We start from the raw sequence: 22,571 nt of genomic DNA, 5'->3' as shown, positions 1-22,571 counted from the left end.
TCTATATTAACAAATTTATTCAACTGTTACAGACTTAGCAAGGTTCCGTGGTTTGTCGATATCGAGTCCACGATGAAGGGTTGCAAAGTAGGCAATCAATTGGGTTGGCACCACCATTGAGATTGGAGAAAGGTAAGGGTGAACCGCTGTCAAGACCAAATCATCTGTCTCTTTAGCAACATTTTCTTCTGCAATGGTTAAGACATGAGCCCCACGTGCTGCCACTTCTTGGATGTTTCCACGTGTGTGGCTGGCTAGGACTGGATCAGACAAGAGGGCGATGACCGGTGTACCGTCTTCGATCAGAGCGATGGTACCGTGTTTCAACTCACCCGCAGCGAAGCCTTCACATTGGATGTAAGAAATTTCTTTTAGTTTCAGACTGGCTTCCATGGCAACGTAGTAATCTTGACCACGTCCGATATAGAAAGCATTGCGGGTTGTTTCCAACAAGCCACGAACTTTTTCATCGATGACTTCTTTTTCTGAAAGGGTTGATTCGATCGATTGGGCAACGATAGACAATTCGTGCACCAAATCAAATGCTTTGGCCTTCTCATTGCCATTGGCTTCCCCAACAGCTTTAGCAAGAAAGGCAAGGGCTGCGATTTGAGCCGTATAAGCCTTAGTAGAAGCTACCGCAATTTCAGGACCAGCATGGAGCAACATGGTCATGTCTGCTTCACGTGAAAGAGTTGAACCTGGAACATTGGTCACTGTCAAGCTTGGAATCCCCATTTCATTGGCCTTGACCAACACTTGGCGGCTATCGGCTGTTTCACCAGATTGGCTGATAAAGATGAAGAGTGGTTTCTTGCTGAGAAGTGGCATACCATACCCCCACTCAGATGAAATACCGAGTTCTACTGGGGTATCCGTCAACTCTTCCAACATTTTTTTAGACGCAAATCCAGCATGGTAAGAGGTACCAGCCGCAAGGATATAGATGCGGTCTGCTTCTTGAACAGCCTTGATAATAGCTGGGTCTACCACTACTTGACCAGATTCATCTGTATAGGCTTGGATCAACTTACGCATGACAGTTGGTTGCTCATCGATTTCCTTGAGCATGTAGTATGGGTAAGTCCCTTTTCCAATATCAGAAAGGTCAAGTTCAGCCGTATAGCTAGCCCGTTCTTTGACGTTTCCATCATAGTCTTGCACTTCAACGCTATCAGCCTTGACAATGACCAACTCTTGGTCATGGATTTCCATGTATTGGTTGGTTTCACGAATCATGGCCATGGCATCAGAGCAGACCATATTGTAACCATCTCCAAGACCGATCAAGAGTGGTGATTTATTTTTCGCTACATAGATGGTGCTTGGATCTTCCGCATCCATCAAAGCAAAAGCATAGGCCCCACGGATGATGTGGAGGGCTTTTTTGAAGGCTTCCAGCGTAGAAAAGCCATCTTCTTCAGCAAATTTTCCGATCAAGTGGGCGGCGATTTCTGTATCTGTTTGCCCCTTGAAATGGTGACCTGCTAGGTATTCTTCCTTGATTTCAAGGTAGTTTTCAATGACCCCATTGTGGACCAAAACAAAGCGACCTGTTTCAGAGCGGTGTGGGTGGGCATTGTCCTCAGTTGGTTTTCCGTGAGTGGCCCAGCGGGTATGTCCGATCCCAGCTGTCCCTTCAACACCTTCTGCCTTAGTTGACAATTCTGCAATGCGGCCAACTGCCTTTACCAATTGGCTCTTGCCTTCACTAGCCAGGAAAACACCCGCAGAGTCATAGCCTCGGTATTCGAGTTTTTCAAGTCCTTGAATCAAAATATCAGTAGCATTTGTATTTCCTACAACACCAACGATTCCGCACATAGTTTTTACGATATAGCCTTGCTATACTTTCCCCTTTACTTAGTCAAACGACCCATGGTCGATTTCTCAGTTACTTTAAAATTGGTCTAGTCTAATTTGGCCAAAAAGCAACCAGCGGAGTCAGTATACAATGCTTCTTCTAGTTTGTCAACTAGGAAATTCAAGAAAATTGGTCTAGTTAAGTTAGGGTTAAGATTAGAGGCAAAGTCGTTTGAGAAAATTTCCACTGTAAGAAAAATGCCTGAAACATATTTGTTTCAGACATTCGGAATGATTGAGAGGCAAACCGTTTGGGGAACTGTTTGACTCCAATCTTTAAAACGACAATGTGAGGAGGCTCAAATTGAACGGAACACAGGCTGCGGATTTTGATTTAGTCTTTAAATCCATTGACTTGGCTTAGTTCTTTAAACCAATGACCGGATTTTTTGAGGGTTCGTTTTTGACTTTCGAGGTCCAACTCAACTAAACCATAGCGGTTCTTGTAGCCATTGAGCCATGACCAGCAGTCAATAAAGGTCCAGATCAAATAGCCTTTACAGTTGGCACCATCTTGAATAGCCCGGTGGAGCTCACGAAGGTGGTCTTTGACAAAGTCAATCCGGTAGTCGTCTTGGATCACGCCATCCTTGCGGAATTTTTCCTCTCCTTCAACCCCCATTCCATTTTCTGTCAGGATCCACTCGATATTGCCATAGTTTTCCTTGATATTTTGGGCAATGTCATACAAGCCTTGCTCATAGATTTCCCAACCACGGTGGGGATTGATCTTGCGGCCTGGCATAACATAAGGTTCATAAAATTGTTCAAAGAGTAGGGGAGATGCTGGATTTGGAGCATAACGAGGAGCCGCCACACGGAGTGGTTGGTAATAGTTAACCCCTAGGTAATCCACCGTATTTTCCTCGATCAAGCGCAATTCAAAAGGATCATAATCCGGCAAGAGATCACGCTCCCGTAGGATCTCCACTAATTCTTCAGGATAATGACCAAGAACAGATGGATCTAAGAAGGATTTGGCTTGAAAGAGCTCGGCAATGCGCGCAGCTTTCACATCTTCTGGATGCTGGCTCCGAGGATAGGCCGGTGTTAGATTGAGCACAATCCCGATACGATAGTTAGGATCCACCTCGTGACAGGCCTTGACTGCTAGAGAGCTTGCCAACTGGGTGTGGTAGGCTACTTTAACTGCTGCTGCCGCGTCTACCTTATGAGGAAAATGGGCATCATAAAAATAACCAAACTCTACAGGGACAATGGGTTCATTAAAGGTGATCCACTGATCAACCAGATCCCCATAGGTCTTGAAACAAAAACGCGCATATTCTTGGTAAGCATAGGCCGTTTCTTTATTTTCCCAACCATCCCCTTGCTCTTGAAGAGCCATCGGTAAATCAAAATGATAGAGGTTGACCAAGAGGTGAATCCCTTTTTCTTTGATCTTTTCAAAGACACGGCGGTAGAAATCAACACCTGCTTGATTGATTTCCCCTCGTCCTTCTGGGAAAATACGTGACCACTGGATAGAGGTTCGAAAGGCGGTGTGCCCAGTTTCTAATAAGAGGTCCAGATCTTCTTCCCAGTGTTCATAAAAAGTCGATGTTTTCTCTGGTCCTTGCCCTTGATAAAAGCGGTTGGGCTCGATCCTATACCAGTAATCCCAGAGATTGTCTCCCTTTCCATCCTGGGCTAGACGTCCTTCTGTTTGAGGGCCCGAGGTCGAACTCCCCCATAAAAAATCCTTTGGAAATTGATACATGTCCTAATCCTCCTCATTCTACTAGCTCTATTGTAGCGCATCCTCCCCCAAAACCTAGGCACAATTTACAGTCTTTCTTACGCAGATTAAAGAAAAAGCCCCTTAGGAAAAATTCCTAAGGGAGCTGGTCCTCTTTACAATTGAGTCACGACATATTCAAAGAGCTTGCGATCTGCTGGACTCTTGTCAAAACGCAGTTCCGGATGCCACTGAACGCCGAGGAAACGACTCTCATCTGTGGATTGAACGGCTTCTATGATGTCATCTTTAGGATCCCGCGCGATCACTTCTAGGCCATCTGCCAAGTCTTTAATACTTTGATGATGGAAAGAATTGATGCGACTGGTCTTACCATAGATCTCTTGCAGGATCGTCTGATCCTTGGTCACCAACTCTTGGCTGGTGTACTGACCTGGATTGTCCTGCCAGTGATGTTCAATGTCTTGATACAGAGTTCCCCCTAGAGCGACATTATAGAGCTGGGTCCCACGGCAGACGGTAAAGATCGCTTTTTTAGCCGCACGCGCTTCTTCAATCAAGGCCAACTCAAAGAGATCGCGTTTCAAGAGGTAATCATCACTGTCGATGGTGATTTCTTCTCCGTAAAACTTGGGCAAGACATTTTGTCCACCGGTGATGATGAGCTTATCAATCATCGATATGTAGTCTTTGGCCAAGGCCGCATCTCCAATTGGCAAGATCAATGGAATCCCTCCTGCCTCTTTGACCGCTTCGACAAAACCAGTCGCCGCATAACTCATGTTCGCGTCTGGATCATCCGGGAAGGGTCTTTCATTTCCTGTAATTCCAATCACTGGTTGTTTTTTCATACTTTTTCCATATACTTTCATTCATTTTCAAGGCTTATTGTAACACAATTTTAAGCCAGACTCAATGGAGATTTTTTGAAGAGAAGGTCTATCCCTCTACCCCAAAAGCTTGCTGAAAGGATATAAAATTGCTTTCTATTAAAAAATTCTCAAGTGCAAAGACTTGAGAATGGTTTGTTAATTTTTTATCAACCCTTCTTTTACCAAAAAGTCACGCGCTACTTTAGCAGCAGGCTTGCCTTCTACTCCGACTTGGTAGTTCATCTGGCTCATCTGGGCTTCCGTAATTTTACCCGCCAACTTATTGAGAACAGCTTCTAATTCGGGATGTTTCTTAAGAAGAGCTTCTTTCATGAGGGGCGCCCCTTGATAAGGTGGGAAGAGTTGCTTGTCATCTTCAAGGACCACCAGGTCATAACGAGCCAGCTCGGCATCTGTTGAGTAGGCATCCGTTATTTGAATATCCCCAGACTGGATCGCCTGGTAGCGAAGGGCTGGCTCCATGGTGGAGACTTGTAAGTTGAGACCATAGATCTTCTGCAAGCCCTTGTTTCCGTCTTCGCGGTCGTTAAACTCAAGCGTAAAGCCTGCCTTGAGTTGTCCTTCCACCTTTTTCAAATCTGAAATGGTCTTGAGTCCATATTCTTGGGCAATTTTCTTAGGCACTGCTACAGCATAGGTATTTTGATAAGCCATAGGTTTGAGCAAGGCCAGGTCGTCTTGTCGCTTGATCCCATCTCGAGCAGCTTTGTAGACTGCTTCTGGATCATGACTGACTTGTGGTGCTGGCTTGAGGAGACTTTCGGTCACCGTACCTGTAAACTCTGGATAGATAGCGATATCCCCTTTTTTCAGGGCTTCATAGAGGAAGGTGGTCTTGCCAAAATTCGGTTTGACAGTCACTGTCATATCCGTATTTTTCTCGATCAAGATCTTATACATATTGGCTAGAATTTCAGGTTCTGGTCCTAACTTTCCAGCGATGACCAGGTTTTCTTTTTTCGGTTTGGGAAGAAGACTTGGCGTATAAGAAGCTCCTAATCCAATAACCATCACAGCAAAGGCTGCAAAGATGGTCCGTAATTTGGCCTTTTCCATCCATTTGAGAAGAAGGTTAAAGGCGATGGCCAAGAAGGCAGAAGATAGGGCACCGATCAAAATCAGACTGGCATTATTGCGGTCAATCCCCAGAAGGATAAAGGAACCAAGTCCCCCTGCTCCAATCAAGGCAGCTAGAGTAGCTGTGCCGATAATCATCACGGCTGCCGTCCGAATCCCAGACATGATAACAGGCATGGCCAAGGGAATCTCGAACTTCTTGAGTCGCTCCCACTTGGTCATCCCAAAGGCAATTCCTGCTTCTTCGAGGCTTGGATCTATCCCTTGCAAACCGGTGATGGTATTTTGAAGGATGGGGAAAATGGCATAGATGACGAGAGCTGTTAAGGCCGGAAGCGTCCCGATTCCCATGATGGGAATGAAGAGGCCCAAAAGAGCCATGGAAGGAATGGTCTGGAAGATCCCAGCTAACTGTAAGACCCAGTTGCTGGCTCTCTTGCGTGTACTTAAATAAATAGCTAATGGAACAGCCAGAAAAATCGCAAGAAGCAAGGTCAGTAATGACAGTTGCAAATGTTGCCCCAGTGCAGTGACCCAGTCGCCAAAGCGTTCTTGAAAGGTTGCAAGTAGTTTAGACATGGTGAGCACCTCCAAATAGATCTGCGACAAAGTCGTTGGCTGGCTGGGCAAGAATGGTCTCAGAATCCGCTACTTGTACAATCTCTCCTTCTTGCAGTACTGCAATCCGGTCGCCTAATTTTAAAGCCTCGTCCGTATCATGGGTAACGAAGATGGTGGTCATACCAAACTCTTTGTGCAATTTTTTAGTCAAAGCCTGCAACTGCTTACGGGAGATGGCATCCAAGGCTGAAAAAGGCTCGTCCATCAATAGAATCTTTGGTTCCCCAATGATAGCCCGCACAATACCAATCCGCTGTTGCTCGCCACCAGATAACTCGCTTGGTAAACGATGAGCATAATCTGCAGCAGGCAGGCCAACCTTGTTCAAGAGTTCCTCTGTTTTAGAAGCGATTTGCTCCTTGCTCCAACCCTTCATCTCAGGAATGAGAGCAATATTTTCCGCAACCGTCAAGTTAGGAAATAGGGCAATAGCTTGAAGGACATAGCCGGTGCTGAGACGTAACTCCCGTTCATCATAGTCCTTGATGCGTTTCCCATCCATATAGATATTGCCATCTGTCGGCTCCAAAAGGCGGTTCACCATCTTGATCATGGTGGTCTTACCAGATCCTGAAGGACCCACTAGCACCATGAATTCTCCATTTTCAATGCGGAGATTAACATCTTTTAAAATGTTTTTATCCGTGTAGCGCAAGGCTACATGTTTGTATTCAATCATAAATCATCCTCAAGCAACTGTCTTTCTTTCAAAACATCTATTAAACTCATAGCTGGACGTCCTAAGACTTTTTCGACATCTGTTGAAACCCCAGCTTGTTCCCCAACTTTGATAGCTGTATAGGTACTGACCCAAGCATCGTACTCCCAGTTTTGTGCTGGCCATTTTTTCCGTGACTCATAGGCCTCTTCTACCGATTCGTCTACATACGTGATGGCATTACCGCTCTCTTTTGAGAGAAGCGCTACGATTTCTTCCATAGAAAGATCCTCTGGTCCTGTTAGATTCAAGGTTTGATTTTCCCATTCCTTAGGGTTTAAGAGAATCTCTGCTGCGACCCTAGAAGTGTCCTTACGGGCAACAGCTGACACACGGCCCCTGCCAGCCGGACCACGAATTTCTCCATTTTCAAGAGCAATATCAATAAAGAAGTCCAAGTAAAAATTATCTCTTAGAAAAGTATAGGTGAACCCTAACTCCTTGATATAGGCTTCTGTCTGGGCATGATCACGAGACAAGGTAAAAGTTGCCTTCTCACCTGCCCCATAAAAGGAGGTATAAATGATATGTTGCACTCCAGCTAGCTTTGCGGCATCTAAAAAGTCCTTGTGCTCTTTGACACGCTCTGGATTTTCCCGGGCAGAGACCATCAACAAGGTATCGATACCCTTTAAGGCCTCAACCACCTCTGGAGTATTGGCATACACCATCTTACGAATTTTCGCAGACGCATAGACCTTTGCACGCTCTGGCCTTCTTGCCAGATGGATAGAAGCAATTCCTTTCTGATCTATGAGATCAGCTACATAAGAACCTAATTTTCCTGTTACACCTGTCATCCCAATCATAAGCATTTTCCCCTCTACTATAATTCACTCTCTTTAGCTTTTAGATTGTCAATAATACGCTCTTGATAGACTTCAAATTCTCGGATTTCTTGATCTGAAAAACCTTGATAAAAAATCTCACCCAGTTCTTTGCTGACACGGTCTCCAATTTCCTTTTGCGCCCAACCGAGGTCTGTCAAAGAGATATATTTTTTCCTTTTATCCTGCGTGCAAGGTTGAATCGTGACCAAGCCTTGTTCTTCCAATTTCTTAACCATACTGGTCAATGTATTATTGGCTAGACCCGTCGCAAGAGCGATATCTGTCGCAGTAGCGCACCCCAACTCTTGCTTCCACAAAATCGTTAAAATTTTCCCTTGTTCACTTCTGTATTGAGCATCTGGTTCCTTGCTCAAGAGTTTTTGAAAAAGTCGCCCGTTCAATAAGCGTATCTGTAAAGCTTGGTATCCCCCTTGCATCTTGTCCATTTTGTCTCCTTTTTATTTCTATATCGAAATATCAAATTCATTGTACCACTGCCTGTTACATCTGTCAACTATTTCGATATAGAAATAGTATTTTTTTGACAAGTGGCTCTTCAAAGGATTCTTGCACAGCTCCAAATGACCAGACTTTTTACTCCTTTTACACAAACTTCTTTGGAATACGGTCAAAAATTCGCTATAATAGTAACAAATGTTAAACTCCTTTTGTAACGACACTTGGTTTTACGATGTGGTAATCTGTTAACTATATGATAGAAAGATCGGAGTATTTGCGATGCATATCCCAGATAATTATTTGAGTCCTGCAAGTTGTGCCCTCTTAGCTGTAGCGGCTGCCCCTGCGATTGGCGTATCCATTGCCAAAGTCAAAGTTCAATTAAAGGAAAATAAAGAGTTGGCCCCTATGCTTGGCGTTGCAGCCTCTTTATCCTTCTTGTTAATGATGTTTAATGTTCCAGTTCCAGGGGGGACAACGGCACACGCTGTCGGTGGTGCTCTTCTGGCCATCCTGATTGGTCCCTATGCAGCTTCCCTTGCCTTATCTGTTGCCTTGATCCTCCAGGCCTTCTTATTTGGAGATGGAGGAATCTTAGCCCTTGGAGCCAATATCTTCAATATGGCCGTTGCCATGCCTTTTATCGGCTATGGGATTTACAGTTGGTTCCGCAAACACCATCATGAATCTCTTGGAGTGATCGTGGGGTCCTATGTCGCTATCAACGCCGCAGCTCTCTTAACAGGGATAGAACTTGGACTGCAACCTTTGATTGCATCCGAAGCTGGACAACCTCTCTACAATCCTTATGGATTAGAAGTCACGATTCCTGCCATGATGGCTGCCCATCTTGTGGTAGCTGGCTGGGTCGAAGCCTTCTTCACCTATGTGATTTACCGCTTTGTCAAACAAGTAGCCCCAGCTGAATTGTATACACCAAGTAGCAAAAATACGACTTCATTTGTCAAAAAAATCCGCTGGGTCCTCTTGGGGCTGATCGTTTTGAGCCCTCTCGGTCTCCTGGCAGATGGTACAGCTTTCGGAGAATGGTCTTCTGAAGAATTAGGATCCTTGCTCAAAGGGAAAGTTCCAGCTGGTATCAAAAATGGTTTTTCTTTTGAAGCCTTGTTCAGTGATTACACCATTCCTGGAACTAAAATTGCGATTGGCTATATTCTATCAGCCATTACAGCTGTTCTCATTTTCTATATCATTAGCAAAATGATTAGATCAATAAACGGAGCAAAAACTTCTCATGCGTAAACTTCCTGACTGGCTCCTTCAAGAGCAAGCGACTCTAGAAGCTTCAAAAAGCCATCACTATTTACAAATGAACCTTCACACATTGCGCCATTTTCTTGGCAAAATGAAACAAACGACACCCGCATTCAAGGCCAAAACTTCCTCTTGGATGCGGCTTGTTTACTTTTTAACCCTAGCCATTCTTATTACAACAGCCCACCATACGATCCAGCTCTGGATCCTCGGTATACTCTTACTACTTCACATTGCCATGCTGCCGGGAGAAACCCTTCTTCACCTGTTTAAAGTCCTCGTCAAGGTCCTTCTTTTCTCTGCCATTGTGATTTTACCGAGTATCTTATTTCAAGGATTTCAAAACGGTGGACTCTTTTTGTTGCGTGCGGGGGTCATTGTCCTCAATATTTCTCTCTTTTTAGCCACTACCACAAGCATCCAACTGGTGGAGGCCCTAAGGCAGTTGCATGTCCCAAAGACCTTTGTCCAGACCATTGATATTACGCTAAAATATAGTTATATTTTGGGAAAACACCTTCACCAACAAATTGAGTGTGTGCAACTTAGGACTGTTGGTCAAAAAGTGAGCCTCCATCTTTTTGGTTCTCTGCTAGGTCTCTTGTATCTCTCAACGAAGAACCATACCAAAGAGGTCTACGAGGCCATGTTGCTGAGAGGATATGGCATGGACAGGAAACAAAAAGAGCCCTTCTGTTGGAAAAAAGAAGATGGCCTTTTACTACTGGAATTAGTCTTCCTTATCGCCGTCACCACTCTACTCCGTTAGAAAGGATAGCCTATGATTACCATTCAAGATGGAAATTACCACTACACAGATGAGATTGGAATCCACGATATCCAACTACAGATCAAGCAAGGAGAAACGATCGCTTTGATGGGACCGAATGGAGCAGGAAAATCCACACTTTTCAAAATTCTAGTTGGACTTTTACCCCTGTCTTCTGGTCACTACCACTTTAAGGATTGGACGATAGATGACACTTTCTTAAAAGATCCCCATCGTGCTGGTCAGCTATTTCAACAAGTCGGGCTTATTTTTCAAAATAGCGATACGCAACTATTCAACACAAGCGTCTATGATGAACTCGCTTTTGGCCCACGTCAACTCGGCTTAGCTGCAGTTGAAATCGACCAACGCGTCAATGATACACTCGCTCTTTTAGAGATTGAACACCTGAGAGATCGCATTCCCTACCATCTCTCCGGAGGGGAGAAGAAGCTAGTCGCTATCGCCAGTGTCCTCACTATGAATCCTAGTCTCTTGCTATTTGATGAGCCCTTTAACGGCCTCTCCCCCAAATACCAAAAACTGATCGTCGACTTACTCCAAGATCTCAAAACAGCAGGAAAAACAATTGTGATTTCCTCCCACCATTTCGACCAAATCGCTCCGATTGTGGAACGGGTTCTGCTCTTTTCTGAAGAGCACACCATTACAGGCAGCTACGATCGAGCTGATTGGGAACATCATCCAGATATTCAACAATCGTTTTCGACATGTTAAAAAGCCTTGGTAGGATTCTTCCTACCGAAGCTTTTTTTGATGAAAGAGATAAGGGTTAATGTCCTTTATGCTTGTCTCTTCGTTTTTGCTGTTTGCGTTCGAATTTCTCTTGTTTGAGCAATTGCTTTTGGACACTAGATTGATGTTTTGAAATCTTTTTCCTTTCCTCATACTGCAACTGCAATAGTTCTTTCGACTTGGAAGAAATTTTCTTCTTTACTTGTTTCTTCACAGCTCGCTGTAATCGTTTAGGATTCTTGATTTTTACATGTTGCTTAACTGTAGCTTCTGGACTAAAAGATAAATGAGTAAACTGAGTCTGTAACATCTCTAGAATTTCATCATCTTTTGGCTCCTGACAAAATGTCACACGACAAACTTGATAAGTTTCTCGATACACTTGTTCGAACAAACCATGCCAAAATCCATCTTCAAAATAAACTGTCAATCCAATTGAAATTGTTTCCACGACAGCACCTCCTTAAATCTATCCCTAAGAATGGACAACCAAGGAGGAAGGTTACTGATAGGCTTGCCTACGTCTGGACTACCAACCAGAACTGTGTTTTTATCTTAGTTGGGACTATTATAGCATATAGCAATACAAAAAGTCCTCCAGAGCTGAACTCTGAAGGACTTTTAAATTTATTTCACAACAATATTAACAAGCTTATTAGGGACACTAATCACTTTCACGATTTCTTTGCCATCAATCTCTGCTTTGACTTTTTCGTCAGAGAGAGCAACTTCTTGCAATTCTTCGCGTGACAGGTCTTTTGCGACCATGAGTTTAGCACGGACTTTTCCTTTGATTTGAACGACGATTTCGATTTCGTCTTCAATCAATTTGCTTTCGTCCCATGTTGGCCAAGCCACATAAGAGATAGACTCGCCTGTTGCTGCCACTGTTTGCCAGAGTTCTTCTGCCAAGTGAGGTGCAAATGGAGCGATCAATTGGATAAAACCTTTGGCATAATCCACATAGAGTTTGTCTTCCTTATTCGCCGCATTGACAAATACCATGAGTTGAGCAATGGCTGTGTTGAATTTCATAGACTCGATTTGCTCTGTAACAGCCTTAACAGTTTCGTTGTAAACCTTGTCTAGAGCGCCATTGTTTTCCGCAACGATTTCTTTACTTGTGATCAAACGGTACACACGGTCAAGGAATTTACGGCTTCCTTCCAGACCTTCTTCAGACCAAGCGATGGAAGCATCGAGTGGTCCCATGAACATTTCATAGACACGAAGGGTATCCGCACCGTATTGTTCCACCACATCGTCTGGGTTGACCACGTTCTTGAGAGATTTCGACATCTTAGCTGGCGCTTGCTCCAACTCTTCTCCTGTTTCCACATGGAAGAAAGAACCGTCACGTTTTTCAACCTTGTCAGTTGCCACAAGAGCACCACGGTGGTCACGGTAGCTAGTTCCCAAGATCATTCCTTGGTTAAAGAGTTTTTGGAATGGCTCCTTAGTTGGAACGACACCTAAATCATAGAGGAATTTGTGCCAGAAACGAGCGTAAAGCAAGTGAAGCACGGCGTGTTCTGCACCACCCACGTAGATATCGACTGGCAACCATTGTTTGAGGAGGTCCTCATCGGCTAATTTCTCAGTGTTGTGTGGATCGATATAACGGAGGTAATACCAGCTTGAACCTGCCCATTGTGGCATGGTGTTGGTCTCACGACGACCTTTGACTCCATCCTCACGAGTCACTTCCAGCCAGTCTGTCAAGTTGGCCAATGGGCTTTCCCCAGTACCTGAAGGGCGGATGTCCTTGGTCACTGGCAAGACAAGTGGCAATTCACTTTCTGGAACAGCTGTTGAAGTTCCATCTTCCCAATGAATAATTGGGATTGGTTCACCCCAGTAACGTTGACGGCTAAAGAGCCAGTCGCGGAGACGGTAGGTAACCTTTTCTTGACCAAAGCCTTTTTCTTCTAGCCAAGACACGATTTTAGCAATCGCTTCTTCTTTGTTGAGACCGTTCAAGAAGTCAGAGTTGACGTGAAGTCCATCTTCTGTGTAGGCAGCCTCTTCAACGTTCCCACCTTCAAGTACTTCTACGATTGGAAGACCAAACTGTTTAGCAAATTCCCAGTCACGTTGGTCATGGGCAGGTACGGCCATAACAGCACCTGTTCCGTAGCTGGCAAGAACATAGTCCGCAATCCAGATTGGGATTTCTTTACCATTGACAGGGTTGACGGCATAAGCACCAGTCCAAACCCCTGTTTTTTCCTTAGCAAGGTCTGTACGAGCCAAGTCTGATTTAAGGCTAGCTTGGTGTTTGTAGTCAGATACAGCCTCAGCTTGTTCAGGTGTCGTGATAGCATCTACTAGTTCATGCTCAGGCGCTAAGACAGTGAAGGTCGCACCAAAAAGAGTATCTGGACGTGTCGTAAAGACGGTGAATTCCTTGTCTGTTCCTTTTACTTTAAAGGTGACATTGGCACCAGTTGATTTCCCAATCCAGTTGCGTTGCATGTCCTTGATAGACTCTGGCCAGTCAAGGTCATCCAAGTCCGCCAACAAACGTTCCGCATAGGCCGTGATTTTAAGCATCCATTGGCGCATTGGTTTGCGGACAACCGGATAGCCACCACGCTCAGATGTTCCATCTGGAAGAACTTCTTCGTTGGCGATAGCTGTTCCTAGTTCCTCAACCCAGTTGACTGGCACTTCCGCTTCATAGGCCAAGCCTTTTTCGTAAAGCTTAGTGAAGATCCATTGTGTCCACTTGTAGTAGTTCGGATCTGTCGTATTGACTTCACGGTCCCAGTCGTAAGAGAAGCCAAGCGCATTGATTTGGCGTTTGAAGTTAGCAATGTTTTCTGCTGTGAATTCCGCTGGGTCATTCCCTGTATCCATAGCGTATTGCTCTGCAGGCAAACCAAAGGCATCCCATCCCATTGGGTGAAGGACATTGTAGCCTTGGGCACGTTTGAAACGGCTGAGGATATCAGTCGCTGTGTAACCTTCTGGGTGTCCTACGTGAAGACCCGCTCCAGATGGATAAGGGAACATGTCCAATGCATAAAACTTAGGTTTTGAAGCATCTGTTCCTGTCTTAAAGGTGTGATGGTCAGCCCAGTATTTTTGCCACTTAGGCTCGATTTCTTTATGATCGTAAAAACTCATAGCGTCTCTCCAATTTTCGTGATGCTCCTATTATACCATTTTTAGGCGATTTTTAAAGGTTCAGACAAAGAAAAAGACAGGTCCCATATGGGACCTGTCTTTCCTGTTTTCTTCAAGAAAAGTCTATTTTACATGCTTTTCAAGTTCTTCTTGCGCTTTTTTATTGGATTTTTCTTTTTCTTTCTTCCATTGTTCACGCGCTTTGTCGTAGTCTTTTGCCGATACGACCTTGTCTTGAACTTCCAAATATTTATAGTTGAAGGATTGACCCTTGTGGCCTGTCCAAGCAAAGGCTGCAGAGTATGGCACAGTCTTACGGACGCCTGGAGAAGCCCCATCTGAATGGATCGGAATCAAGAGGGCACTATCGGTCAACCAAGCTTGAGCCGCAGCATATTTTTCGTAACGCTTGTTCACATCTGTGGTTTCTTTTTGAGCATCCTCAATCAACTGATCATATTCATCAAAACCAGCTGCTTTTGCGGCCGCATTATCCGTACCAGCATCGAATCCAAAGTAGGCATTGGCATTTTCGCCAGATTTACCACTAGTGATGTCGATGTAAGAAGATGGGTCCGTATAGTCTGGTCCCCAACCCAAGTTATTGTTCAAATCCCAGTCTTGTTGCGAAGCATTTTCAGCAAAGTAGGTGACCCGTTGAAGATCATCATCTGAGATCATTTTCAGATCAATAACAATATTTTCTGCTCCTAAAGTTGACTCGATCGACTGTTTGAAGGATTGGGCTTGTTTGATTCCTTCTGTATAAGTTGAAGAAGTTGGAAGGTCCAAATGAATTGGGAATTCAACTCCTTGAGCCTGCAAATCTGCCTTAGCTTTGGCAAACTCTTCTTTGGCCTTAGTTGGATTGTAGAGGGTATCTTTTCCATCTGCGACAGAGACCCCTTTCCATTCATCCCCATAAGCTTCCAAGTCTTTTTCTACTGCATCCCCAAATTGTTGGCCATTGATTTGAACAAAGTTTGGTGGCGTAAAGGTATTACGGATGACCTTATTGGCAGCAGCTTCCCCGTTCGCCTGAGCTACATATGCCTTACGGTTGAAGGCAAACATAATGGCTTGACGGAAGTCTTTATTTAAAATTGCTTTCTTAGTTGAAGTCTTTTGAGCATCTGTGGTCTTGGCTGTAATTTCATAAGACTGACGGTCAATGTTGAAGGAAAGGTTGTAGGTTGAGGAACCTTGGTCACTAAAGACGATATCGTCTTTGTGCTTCTTCTCTACACTCTTATAGTTAGAGCCACTTGGGAAGACACGGGCAACCGTATAGTCGCCTTTATCAAATCCACGGATCAAGGATTCTGAATCTTGTCCATCATAATAGGTCAACTTGACTTTACTGATCTTGACATTATCCGCATCCCAATATGTTGGGTTCTTTTCCAAGGTCGCAGAAGATTTAGAAGTGATGGACTTGATCAAATAAGGACCGCAGTAGAGGATACTAGATGGAGAAGTCCCTTGACCATAGTCATCTCCTTTAGATTTCAGGAATTCTTCGTTAACCGGCATCAAGATCCCCATCGTAGTCTTAGAATTCCAGAAACTTTCTGGTTGGCTCAAGGTATATTGGACTGTGTAATCGTCAATAGCTTTCACACCAACAGTTGAGAAATCAGATGTCTTCCCTGAAACATAATCATCCAAGCCTTTGACAGATTTTTGGACCAAGTAAATCGCTTGTGATTTCTTGTCTGCCGCGTGTTTGAGGCCTGTGACAAAGTCTTGGGCTTTGACTTCTCCATATTCTTCCCCTTCAGAAGTCATCCATTTGACCCCTTTACGGAGTTTATAAGTATAGGTCAAGCCATCCTTGGAAACAGTCCAGTCTTTAGCAAGCGATGGGATCAAATTCCCATACTTGTCCACTTCCAACAAGCCATCTATCGCATTTCCTGTAAACTCGGAAGTCGATTTTTTATTAGAAATCGAATAGTCGAGTGTATCCGGATCCTGGGTATAGACATAGCTAAATGTCTGACCACCAGAGCTACTAGATTTTCCTCCTGAGCAGGCTGCCAGTACACCAGCTGATAAAAGCAGAGCGCTGGTAGCTAAGAGTACCTTCCCTTTGTTCATATAAATCACCTCATTGTAAAAAATGTTATACTCAATTTAAATTATAGCACTTTCTAGGGAAATGTAAACGCTTTTACTGCGAAATTATTCTATTTTTTCTTTATTTTTTCAATTTCTACTTTTTCTAGAATTTTTTCAAGTTGAATCTCTGGCCTGTATGATATAATGGAATCTATGAATTATGTGAGACATTTACACAAACGACTAAAACACAGCCTCTTGTCCCTCCTTGTAGGAGTCTTGACATTAGGCCCTATTTCCACTGCCTTTGCGGACGACATCTACCAGCAAGAAGATGTCATGAAAATCGCAGCTGATGCTGGACTGGTATTGGATGATTTTTACAAGCCTAAGGCTGACATCGTCATCGACGCCAATACTGGAGCTATATTGTACGGAGACAATATCGACACGGTCCGGGACTCAGGAAGCATGGCCAAACTCATGAGTGCCTATGTAGTCTTTCGGGCCCTCAAAGAAGGCAAGATCAAATATGATACCGTGGTTACAGCAACAGAGGCAGACCAAGCCATCTCGGAAAACAATCTGTTAAGTAACTCACCTATTGTAGCTGGTGTTGACTACAAAGTATCTGAATTGATCAAGATGCTCTTTGTTCCATCTTCCAGTGCGGCCGTGATTATGCTGGCCAACGCCGTTACTGACAATGATCCCGATAAGTTTTTGGACTTAATGAATCAGTACGCACAAGAAATGGGGATGAGCCATACCAAATGGCACAATCCAAATGGGGCGATGATTTCGGTCCTTCAGGGCTACTACAATCCTCAGCGCTACGACGTCAATGCCAATAACGAAATCACAGCGCGGGACATGTCTATTCTGGCTTATCACATCGTAAACGACCTGCCAGAAATGTTGGAATACACCAAGCAAGCTCATACTACGATCATGGAAGGAACCCCTTACGAGCAAAGCTACGATAATTACAACACTTCCCTCGAAGGTGGAAAATTCGCCCTTAAAGGAACAGATGGACTCAAAACTGGATCCAGCCCGACTGCTGACTACAACTACACCGCGACAACCAAGCGGGGTAAACAGCGGATTATCGAAGTGATTTTGGGGGTTGGGAACTACGATGTCGAGATCGCCGAAAGCTACCGCAATCAAATCGGGAATACCTTGGCTGAGAAAATGTTCGCAGACTACCAGTATAAAAAAATCCTCTCTGCAGGCGATCATACCATCGACGGGAAGACAATTCACTTGAAGCAAGACTTCTATGCGACCGTTAAGAAGGGGACGAAGCCAGCGCTAAAACTAGAAAATAACCGCCTAGTCGTCCAGAACGGCTTGCAACAGGTATCTCCAAGCATTAAACCGGGAGTGGCCGTCAGTGAGTCTAAAGCAACGACCTCTAGCAGTAAAAGCAAGGGACTCGATGTTATGTGGCTCTTCTGCTTCTTGCCTGCCGGAATTTTATACCTGATCTTTAAACAAACCGATCCAAAAAGAAGAAAATAATGGTACCACATTCTAAAAAAGAGTCGAGACAGAAAAACTGTCCCGACTCTTTTTTAGTCACATTTTATAACTCAGATAAGGTTACTATGGGAGTATGGCTGTCTATATGTTCAACAGCCTCTATTAATGAACTAATCTCTTTCTTTCTCGAATCGAGACTACTTCCTTTGATCAACGAAACTAGTTCCGCGAAATTGAACTCGCCCTAAAAGCGTCGAGAAAAAGAGAGATTGACTGGTGGGTATGGCCCACATGGTCAATCTCCTATTTTCTTCTCGCTTTTTTTACGGGCTTAGTATCTTGATTTACCAAATGATCACACGGTCTTCTGGTGCGCGCCACATGCCGTCGCCTTCTTTGACATCAAAGGTTTCAAAGAATTCATCAAAGTTTGGTAACTGAACATTGGTACGGAGTTTTCCTGGTGCGTGGACATCGACACTTGCGAGAAGTTGCATGTACTCTGTCCGGGCTTTCATGCGCCAGATGCGGGCAAAGTTGGTGAAGAATTCTTCTGCTGAGAAATCCTCCTCTTTCTTAGCCGCTTCAAGGGCTGCAGCGATTCCTCCGAGGTCTGCCACGTTTTCAGAAACGGTCAATTTCCCGTTAATCTTGGCACCGTAAGAATCTTGGCCTTCGAACTGATCGATGACTTTTTGAGTCCGAGCGGTAAAGGCTTCGTAATCTTCTGGTTTCCACCAGTCTTTCAAGCTACCGTTCTCGTCAAAGGATGCTCCATTGGTGTCAAAGGCGTGGGAGATTTCATGGGCAATGACTGCACCGATTCCGCCGTAGTTGGCTGATGATGATTGGTGAAGGTCATAGAAAGGTGCTTGTAAAATCGCTGCTGGGAAGACGATTTGGTTTTGTTGCGGATCATAGTAGGCATTGACCAGGTGGGCTGGCATGTGCCATTCGCTTCGATCAACCGGTTGGTTCCACTTGCTCCAAGTATGGGCAATGGAAATTTCGTAAAGGGCTTGAGCATTTTCAACCAAGGTCTTGCTTTCGTCGATGATCTTTTTGGCGTATGTTTCTGGTAATTTTTCAGGGTAGCCGATATGTGGTGTGATGACATTGAGTTTGACAATGGCTTTTTCACGAGTTTCAGGAGCGAGCCAGTCTGCTTTTTCTAAGCGCTCCTTATAGACGTCAATCATGGTCGCTACTTTATGCTCTACGTCTGCTTTTGCTTCTGGTGAGAATTTTTCTCCCGCATACCAGAGTCCAAGTGCTTGGCTATAAGGTCCTTCTGCCAAGGCCAGAGCGGCTTTTTCTTTCGGACGTGCTTCTGGAATCCCCGTGATGATCCGTCCATATTCACCAGACAAGACACGGATTTCTTCCGTCAAGAAAGACGTCCAATCTAAAGCTGCACCAAGTTTCAATTTGGCATGAATGGTTTCCCAGTTGGCTGCCGAGTAGTATTTTGGTGCGAATTCCTTCCAGAAACGCTCTTCTGGCACGATGATTTTATCTGGTGTTTGTCCGATCACTTCAGTAAAGAAGGCATCGAGTGGCAATTCTGGGACCAAGGCCTTGAAATCTGCCCACTCATAAGGATGATAGAGTTTGTTGTACTCTGATCTTTCTTCATTTGACAAAACATATTTGGCCAATTCTGCATCCGCCGCAATGACCTTATCCAGGATATCCTTGATTTCTGCCTCTGAGAATTCAAATTTAGGTAAGAGTTTTTCCATCATTTGGCGCCAGATAGCCAGTAATTCTGGGCCTTTTTCGTTGCCTTCTTCATAATAGGTTGTATCTGGCAAGATGAGAGCAAGAGACTCTCCCCACAAGACATTCATTTGGGCATTCATAAAGTCTGGTGACACGCTAAATGGCATGAGATTTGGTTTGCCAGCTAGTTCATAGGTGCCTAACTTGCTGGTATAGTCTTCAAAAGAAGACAAGGCCTTGATTTCATTGATCAAGGGCATGACTGGTGCTACACCAGCTGCTTCTCGCGCATCAAAATCTGCCACCATTTTATGGTATTTGACAAAGTTTTGCAGAATGCTGTCTTCAGGCAGCTCTTCTCCCCGTTGCCATTTCCCAGTGATATCCAACATCAAGTTTTCGATGTCTCGATCTAAGTCCATAAAACCACCAGTTGACGGTTTGTCATCAGGAATCACAGCTGTCTCAGCCCATTCCCCATTGACGTAATCATAAAAATCATCTTGTAAACGTACCATGATCTTCTCGCTTTCATTCTTTTCTATTAACCTTATCAAAAATAGGAACTTTTTTCAATGATTACAAGTAAGTTAATCTAAATTATTTTAAAAATTAACTTGACTTAATTTTTTTATTTATGTATATTAATGGTAAAGGAGCAAAATCATGATTCAAATTGAACATCTAAGTGTTGCTTATCAGCAAACACTAGCCTTGGAGGATCTTTCCCTCACCATCCAGGGGCCAACCATCCTAGGAATTCTTGGCCCCAACGGAGCTGGAAAATCAACCCTGATCAAGGCTATGCTAGGACTTCTCCCTCATTCGGGAAAAGTCCTGCTCGATCAAAAAGATCTCGGCCAAGTTCTTCAACGAGTGGCCTACGTCGAACAAAAGACAGCTATTGATTTCCACTTCCCCATCACGGTGCGAGAGTGTGTCTCACTGGGCCTCTACCCCCATCTTTCTATTTTCAAGAGAAAAAGCAAAGAGGATCTCCAAAAGGTGGAAGATGCCCTAAAACTTGTCAATCTCCTTGATCTAGCGGATCGCCAGATTGGCCAGCTTTCAGGAGGGCAATTCCAACGGGTTCTAATCGCCCGCTGCTTGGTCCAAGAAGCAGATGTCATCTTTTTGGATGAGCCCTTCGCTGGAATTGACTCCGTTAGCGAAGACATCATCATGCAGACACTCCAAACCCTGAAAAAGGAAGGCAAGACCATCCTGATCGTCCATCACGATCTCAGCAAGGTTCCAGCTTATTTTGATCAAGTTCTGCTTCTTCATCGCAAGCTGATTGCCTTCGGAAAAACGGAGGAAACCTTTACCAAAGAGAATCTGCATGCAGCCTACGGGCATGAACTCTTTATAGGAGGTGAAATCAGATGATTGCAGAATTTATCAATGGATTACAACAATTTCATTTCCTCCAAAACGCTCTCATTACAGCTATTGCCATTGGGATCGTCGCCGGTGCGGTCGGATGCTTCATTATTTTGCGAGGCATGTCTCTCATGGGAGATGCTATCTCGCACGCAGTCCTTCCAGGGGTGGCCCTGTCCTTTATCCTTGGTATCAATTTCTTTATTGGCGCCATTGTCTTTGGGCTTCTAGCTTCCATCCTTATCACCTATATCAAGAGCAACTCCATCATCAAGAGCGACACAGCGATAGGGATTACCTTTTCTTCTTTCCTCGCCTTAGGAGTCATCCTGATTGGAGTCGCAAAAAGTTCCACCGACCTTTTCCACATCCTCTTTGGGAATATCTTGGCCGTGCAAGACCAGGATATGTGGATGACCATCGGTATTGGGGTGGCGGTCTTGCTGGTGATTGTCCTGCTTTTTCGCCCCTTGCTGCTCACTTCATTTGATCCGGTTTTGGCTCAATCCATGGGCGTCCGGGTCAAGGTCTACCACTACCTCCTTATGGTGCTCTTGACCTTGGTTTCTGTTACTGCTATGCAAAGTGTCGGAACCATTCTCATCGTCGCCATGCTTATTACACCCGCTGCGACGGCTTATCTCTATGCCAATAGCCTCTGGTCCATGATGCTCTTGTCCTCTAGCTTAGGTGCTCTTGCATCCATTTTGGGACTCTTTATTGGTTATAGCTTAAACATCGCCGTCGGGTCTTGTATTGTCCTCACTTCTGCCGTCTTCTTTCTCATCAGCTTCTTTATAGCTCCTAAGCAAAGAAAGAACAGGCACGCTCTTTCATCTCATTAAAGGAGAAACACATGAAAAAAATCGCTTCTTTCCTCGCCCTCTTTGTGGCGCTCTTATTTGGCCTTCTAGCCTGTAGCAAGGGGGCTTCTTCTGGAGCTTCTGGCAAATTGAAAGTGGTCACCACCAACTCCATCCTCGCAGATATCACCAAAAATATCGCCGGGGACAAAATCGAGCTCCACAGTATTGTCCCTGTCGGTCAAGATCCCCACGAATACGAACCGCTCCCAGAAGATGTCAAAAAAACTTCACAAGCAGACCTGATTTTCTACAACGGCATCAACCTCGAAACCGGTGGCAATGCTTGGTTTACCAAGTTGGTCAAAAATGCCAATAAAGTAGAAAACAAGGATTATTTCGCAGTGAGCGAGGGAGTCGACGTCATCTACCTAGAAGGCCAAAACCAAGCTGGAAAAGAAGACCCTCACGCTTGGCTCAATCTCGAAAACGGGATCATCTACGCTAAAAACATTGCCAAACAATTGATCGCCAAAGATCCGAAAAACAAGGACTTCTACGAAAAGAATCTAGCTGCTTATACTGAAAAACTCAGTAAGCTCGACCAAGAAGCCAAGCAAGCATTCAATAACATCCCAGCAGACAAGAAGATGATCGTAACCAGCGAAGGTTGCTTCAAGTACTTCTCCAAAGCCTATGGCGTCCCATCTGCCTATATCTGGGAAATCAATACGGAAGAAGAAGGCACACCTGACCAAATCAAAACGCTGGTAGAAAAGCTCCGTCAAACCAAGGTGCCTGCCCTCTTTGTTGAATCCAGTGTCGATGAACGTCCTATGAAAACTGTGTCTAAAGATACCGACATCCCAATCTATGCAAAGATCTTCACTGATTCCATTGCCAAAGAAGGAGAAAAGGGCGATAGCTACTACAGCATGATGAAGTGGAACTTAGACAAGATCGCAGAAGGTTTGAGTCAGTAGCCCCTTCAGATTTCTAAACAAATCAGTGGCCCCTCCTCCGGT

General features: G+C 44.5%; 18 protein-coding genes. 7 read left to right on the top strand and 11 right to left on the bottom strand.

Features of this window, described 5'->3' with window-relative positions:
• Positions 1–15 precede the first annotated feature (15 nt).
• The 7 genes from glmS to ADG03_RS06320 form a co-directional block, all read right to left on the bottom strand.
• Entirely contained in the window at positions 16–1,824 is a 1,809-nt protein-coding gene (gene glmS / locus ADG03_RS06350) for a glutamine--fructose-6-phosphate transaminase (isomerizing) (RefSeq protein WP_049473096.1), read from the bottom strand.
• Positions 1,825–2,197: 373 nt separating this feature from the next.
• Positions 2,198–3,583, bottom strand: coding sequence for a glycoside hydrolase family 1 protein (locus ADG03_RS06345; protein ID WP_049473097.1), 1,386 nt, complete (start codon positions 3,581–3,583; stop codon positions 2,198–2,200).
• Positions 3,584–3,717: 134 nt separating this feature from the next.
• Positions 3,718–4,413, bottom strand: a complete 696-nt coding sequence (locus tag ADG03_RS06340) for a gamma-glutamyl-gamma-aminobutyrate hydrolase family protein (RefSeq protein WP_192832143.1) — start codon at positions 4,411–4,413, stop codon at positions 3,718–3,720.
• A 177-nt stretch (positions 4,414–4,590) separates the two neighbouring features.
• Positions 4,591–6,111, bottom strand: a complete 1,521-nt coding sequence (locus ADG03_RS06335; protein WP_049473099.1) for an ABC transporter permease/substrate-binding protein — start codon at positions 6,109–6,111, stop codon at positions 4,591–4,593.
• Positions 6,104–6,832 carry an ABC transporter ATP-binding protein gene (locus ADG03_RS06330; RefSeq protein WP_049473100.1) on the bottom strand — a complete coding sequence of 243 codons (729 nt, stop codon included), beginning with the start codon at positions 6,830–6,832 and terminating at the stop codon, positions 6,104–6,106. The genes ADG03_RS06335 and ADG03_RS06330 overlap by 8 nt, the downstream gene beginning before the upstream one ends.
• The gene (locus ADG03_RS06325) at positions 6,829–7,680 is read right to left on the bottom strand and encodes an SDR family oxidoreductase (protein WP_049473125.1); all 852 of its coding nucleotides are present in this window, start codon (positions 7,678–7,680) and stop codon (positions 6,829–6,831) included. Before ADG03_RS06325 ends, ADG03_RS06330 begins: the two co-directional genes overlap by 4 nt.
• A gap of 17 nt (positions 7,681–7,697) precedes the next feature.
• On the bottom strand, positions 7,698–8,147 hold the full coding sequence (locus ADG03_RS06320; protein WP_049473101.1) for a MarR family winged helix-turn-helix transcriptional regulator: 450 nt from the start codon (positions 8,145–8,147) through the stop codon (positions 7,698–7,700).
• 292 nt (positions 8,148–8,439) lie between these two features.
• Here ADG03_RS06320 and cbiM point away from each other — a divergent pair, with 292 nt between their 5' ends.
• From cbiM to ADG03_RS06305, 3 genes are read left to right on the top strand one after another with little or no spacing between them, the layout of a single operon-like run.
• The gene (gene cbiM, locus ADG03_RS06315) at positions 8,440–9,423 is read left to right on the top strand and encodes a cobalt transporter CbiM (protein ID WP_049473102.1); all 984 of its coding nucleotides are present in this window, start codon (positions 8,440–8,442) and stop codon (positions 9,421–9,423) included.
• Positions 9,416–10,204 carry an energy-coupling factor transporter transmembrane component T gene (locus ADG03_RS06310; protein WP_049473103.1) on the top strand — a complete coding sequence of 263 codons (789 nt, stop codon included), beginning with the start codon at positions 9,416–9,418 and terminating at the stop codon, positions 10,202–10,204. Before cbiM ends, ADG03_RS06310 begins: the two co-directional genes overlap by 8 nt.
• Before the next feature lie 12 nt (positions 10,205–10,216).
• Complete coding sequence (locus tag ADG03_RS06305) at positions 10,217–10,942, top strand: energy-coupling factor ABC transporter ATP-binding protein (RefSeq protein WP_049473104.1); 726 nt, start codon at positions 10,217–10,219, stop codon at positions 10,940–10,942.
• Between the two features lie 55 nt (positions 10,943–10,997).
• On the opposite strand, the gene ADG03_RS06300 is transcribed toward ADG03_RS06305, so the two are convergent.
• The 3 genes from ADG03_RS06300 to ADG03_RS06290 form a co-directional block, all read right to left on the bottom strand.
• On the bottom strand, positions 10,998–11,411 hold the full coding sequence (locus ADG03_RS06300) for a YjdF family protein (RefSeq protein WP_049473105.1): 414 nt from the start codon (positions 11,409–11,411) through the stop codon (positions 10,998–11,000).
• A 176-nt stretch (positions 11,412–11,587) separates the two neighbouring features.
• Positions 11,588–14,089, bottom strand: coding sequence for a leucine--tRNA ligase (gene leuS, locus ADG03_RS06295; protein ID WP_049473106.1), 2,502 nt, complete (start codon positions 14,087–14,089; stop codon positions 11,588–11,590).
• Positions 14,090–14,212: 123 nt separating this feature from the next.
• Positions 14,213–16,189: a peptide ABC transporter substrate-binding protein gene (locus tag ADG03_RS06290; RefSeq protein WP_049473107.1), complete on the bottom strand. Its 1,977-nt coding sequence runs from the start codon at positions 16,187–16,189 to the stop codon at positions 14,213–14,215.
• Positions 16,190–16,354: 165 nt separating this feature from the next.
• On the opposite strand from ADG03_RS06290, the gene ADG03_RS06285 reads away from it, so the two are divergent.
• A complete protein-coding gene (locus ADG03_RS06285) occupies positions 16,355–17,677 on the top strand; it encodes a DUF1958 domain-containing protein (RefSeq protein ID WP_053090707.1) in 1,323 nt (440 codons plus the stop codon).
• Positions 17,678–17,982: 305 nt separating this feature from the next.
• Here ADG03_RS06285 and ADG03_RS06280 read toward each other — a convergent pair whose 3' ends face one another.
• Positions 17,983–19,878 (bottom strand): M13 family metallopeptidase, encoded by a 1,896-nt coding sequence (locus ADG03_RS06280; RefSeq protein ID WP_049473109.1) that lies wholly within the window; start codon positions 19,876–19,878, stop codon positions 17,983–17,985.
• A 148-nt stretch (positions 19,879–20,026) separates the two neighbouring features.
• On the opposite strand from ADG03_RS06280, the gene ADG03_RS06275 reads away from it, so the two are divergent.
• The 3 genes from ADG03_RS06275 to fimA are packed head-to-tail and all read left to right on the top strand — an operon-like array spanning position 20,027 to position 22,529.
• Positions 20,027–20,749, top strand: a complete 723-nt coding sequence (locus ADG03_RS06275) for a metal ABC transporter ATP-binding protein (protein ID WP_049473110.1) — start codon at positions 20,027–20,029, stop codon at positions 20,747–20,749.
• A complete protein-coding gene (locus ADG03_RS06270) occupies positions 20,746–21,588 on the top strand; it encodes a metal ABC transporter permease (protein ID WP_049473111.1) in 843 nt (280 codons plus the stop codon). The genes ADG03_RS06275 and ADG03_RS06270 overlap by 4 nt, the downstream gene beginning before the upstream one ends.
• A gap of 11 nt (positions 21,589–21,599) precedes the next feature.
• Complete coding sequence (gene fimA / locus ADG03_RS06265; protein WP_049473112.1) at positions 21,600–22,529, top strand: metal ABC transporter substrate-binding lipoprotein/fibrin-binding adhesin FimA; 930 nt, start codon at positions 21,600–21,602, stop codon at positions 22,527–22,529.
• Positions 22,530–22,571: the final 42 nt, after the last annotated feature.

Origin of the sequence: Streptococcus parasanguinis, from assembly GCF_001069785.1 — a bacterium.
Lineage (GTDB): Bacteria > Bacillota > Bacilli > Lactobacillales > Streptococcaceae > Streptococcus > Streptococcus parasanguinis_T.
This window is presented reverse-complemented; position numbering and strand designations above follow the sequence as displayed.

What these genes read in the sequence shown, in the direction of transcription:
- cbiM (WP_049473102.1), top strand. Translation starts at nt 8,440, where the DNA reads ATGCATATCCCAGATAATTATTTGAGTCCTGCAAGTTGTGCCCTCTTA.
- ADG03_RS06290 (WP_049473107.1), bottom strand. Translation starts at nt 16,189, where the DNA reads ATGAACAAAGGGAAGGTACTCTTAGCTACCAGCGCTCTGCTTTTATCA.
- ADG03_RS06310 (WP_049473103.1), top strand. Translation starts at nt 9,416, where the DNA reads ATGCGTAAACTTCCTGACTGGCTCCTTCAAGAGCAAGCGACTCTAGAA.
- ADG03_RS06275 (WP_049473110.1), top strand. Translation starts at nt 20,027, where the DNA reads ATGATTCAAATTGAACATCTAAGTGTTGCTTATCAGCAAACACTAGCC.
- ADG03_RS06345 (WP_049473097.1), bottom strand. Translation starts at nt 3,583, where the DNA reads ATGTATCAATTTCCAAAGGATTTTTTATGGGGGAGTTCGACCTCGGGC.
- ADG03_RS06305 (WP_049473104.1), top strand. Translation starts at nt 10,217, where the DNA reads ATGATTACCATTCAAGATGGAAATTACCACTACACAGATGAGATTGGA.
- glmS (WP_049473096.1), bottom strand. Translation starts at nt 1,824, where the DNA reads ATGTGCGGAATCGTTGGTGTTGTAGGAAATACAAATGCTACTGATATT.
- ADG03_RS06340 (WP_192832143.1), bottom strand. Translation starts at nt 4,413, where the DNA reads ATGAAAAAACAACCAGTGATTGGAATTACAGGAAATGAAAGACCCTTC.
- fimA (WP_049473112.1), top strand. Translation starts at nt 21,600, where the DNA reads ATGAAAAAAATCGCTTCTTTCCTCGCCCTCTTTGTGGCGCTCTTATTT.
- ADG03_RS06280 (WP_049473109.1), bottom strand. Translation starts at nt 19,878, where the DNA reads ATGGTACGTTTACAAGATGATTTTTATGATTACGTCAATGGGGAATGG.
- ADG03_RS06270 (WP_049473111.1), top strand. Translation starts at nt 20,746, where the DNA reads ATGATTGCAGAATTTATCAATGGATTACAACAATTTCATTTCCTCCAA.
- ADG03_RS06320 (WP_049473101.1), bottom strand. Translation starts at nt 8,147, where the DNA reads ATGGACAAGATGCAAGGGGGATACCAAGCTTTACAGATACGCTTATTG.
- ADG03_RS06325 (WP_049473125.1), bottom strand. Translation starts at nt 7,680, where the DNA reads ATGATTGGGATGACAGGTGTAACAGGAAAATTAGGTTCTTATGTAGCT.
- ADG03_RS06335 (WP_049473099.1), bottom strand. Translation starts at nt 6,111, where the DNA reads ATGTCTAAACTACTTGCAACCTTTCAAGAACGCTTTGGCGACTGGGTC.
- ADG03_RS06285 (WP_053090707.1), top strand. Translation starts at nt 16,355, where the DNA reads ATGGAATCTATGAATTATGTGAGACATTTACACAAACGACTAAAACAC.
- leuS (WP_049473106.1), bottom strand. Translation starts at nt 14,089, where the DNA reads ATGAGTTTTTACGATCATAAAGAAATCGAGCCTAAGTGGCAAAAATAC.
- ADG03_RS06330 (WP_049473100.1), bottom strand. Translation starts at nt 6,832, where the DNA reads ATGATTGAATACAAACATGTAGCCTTGCGCTACACGGATAAAAACATT.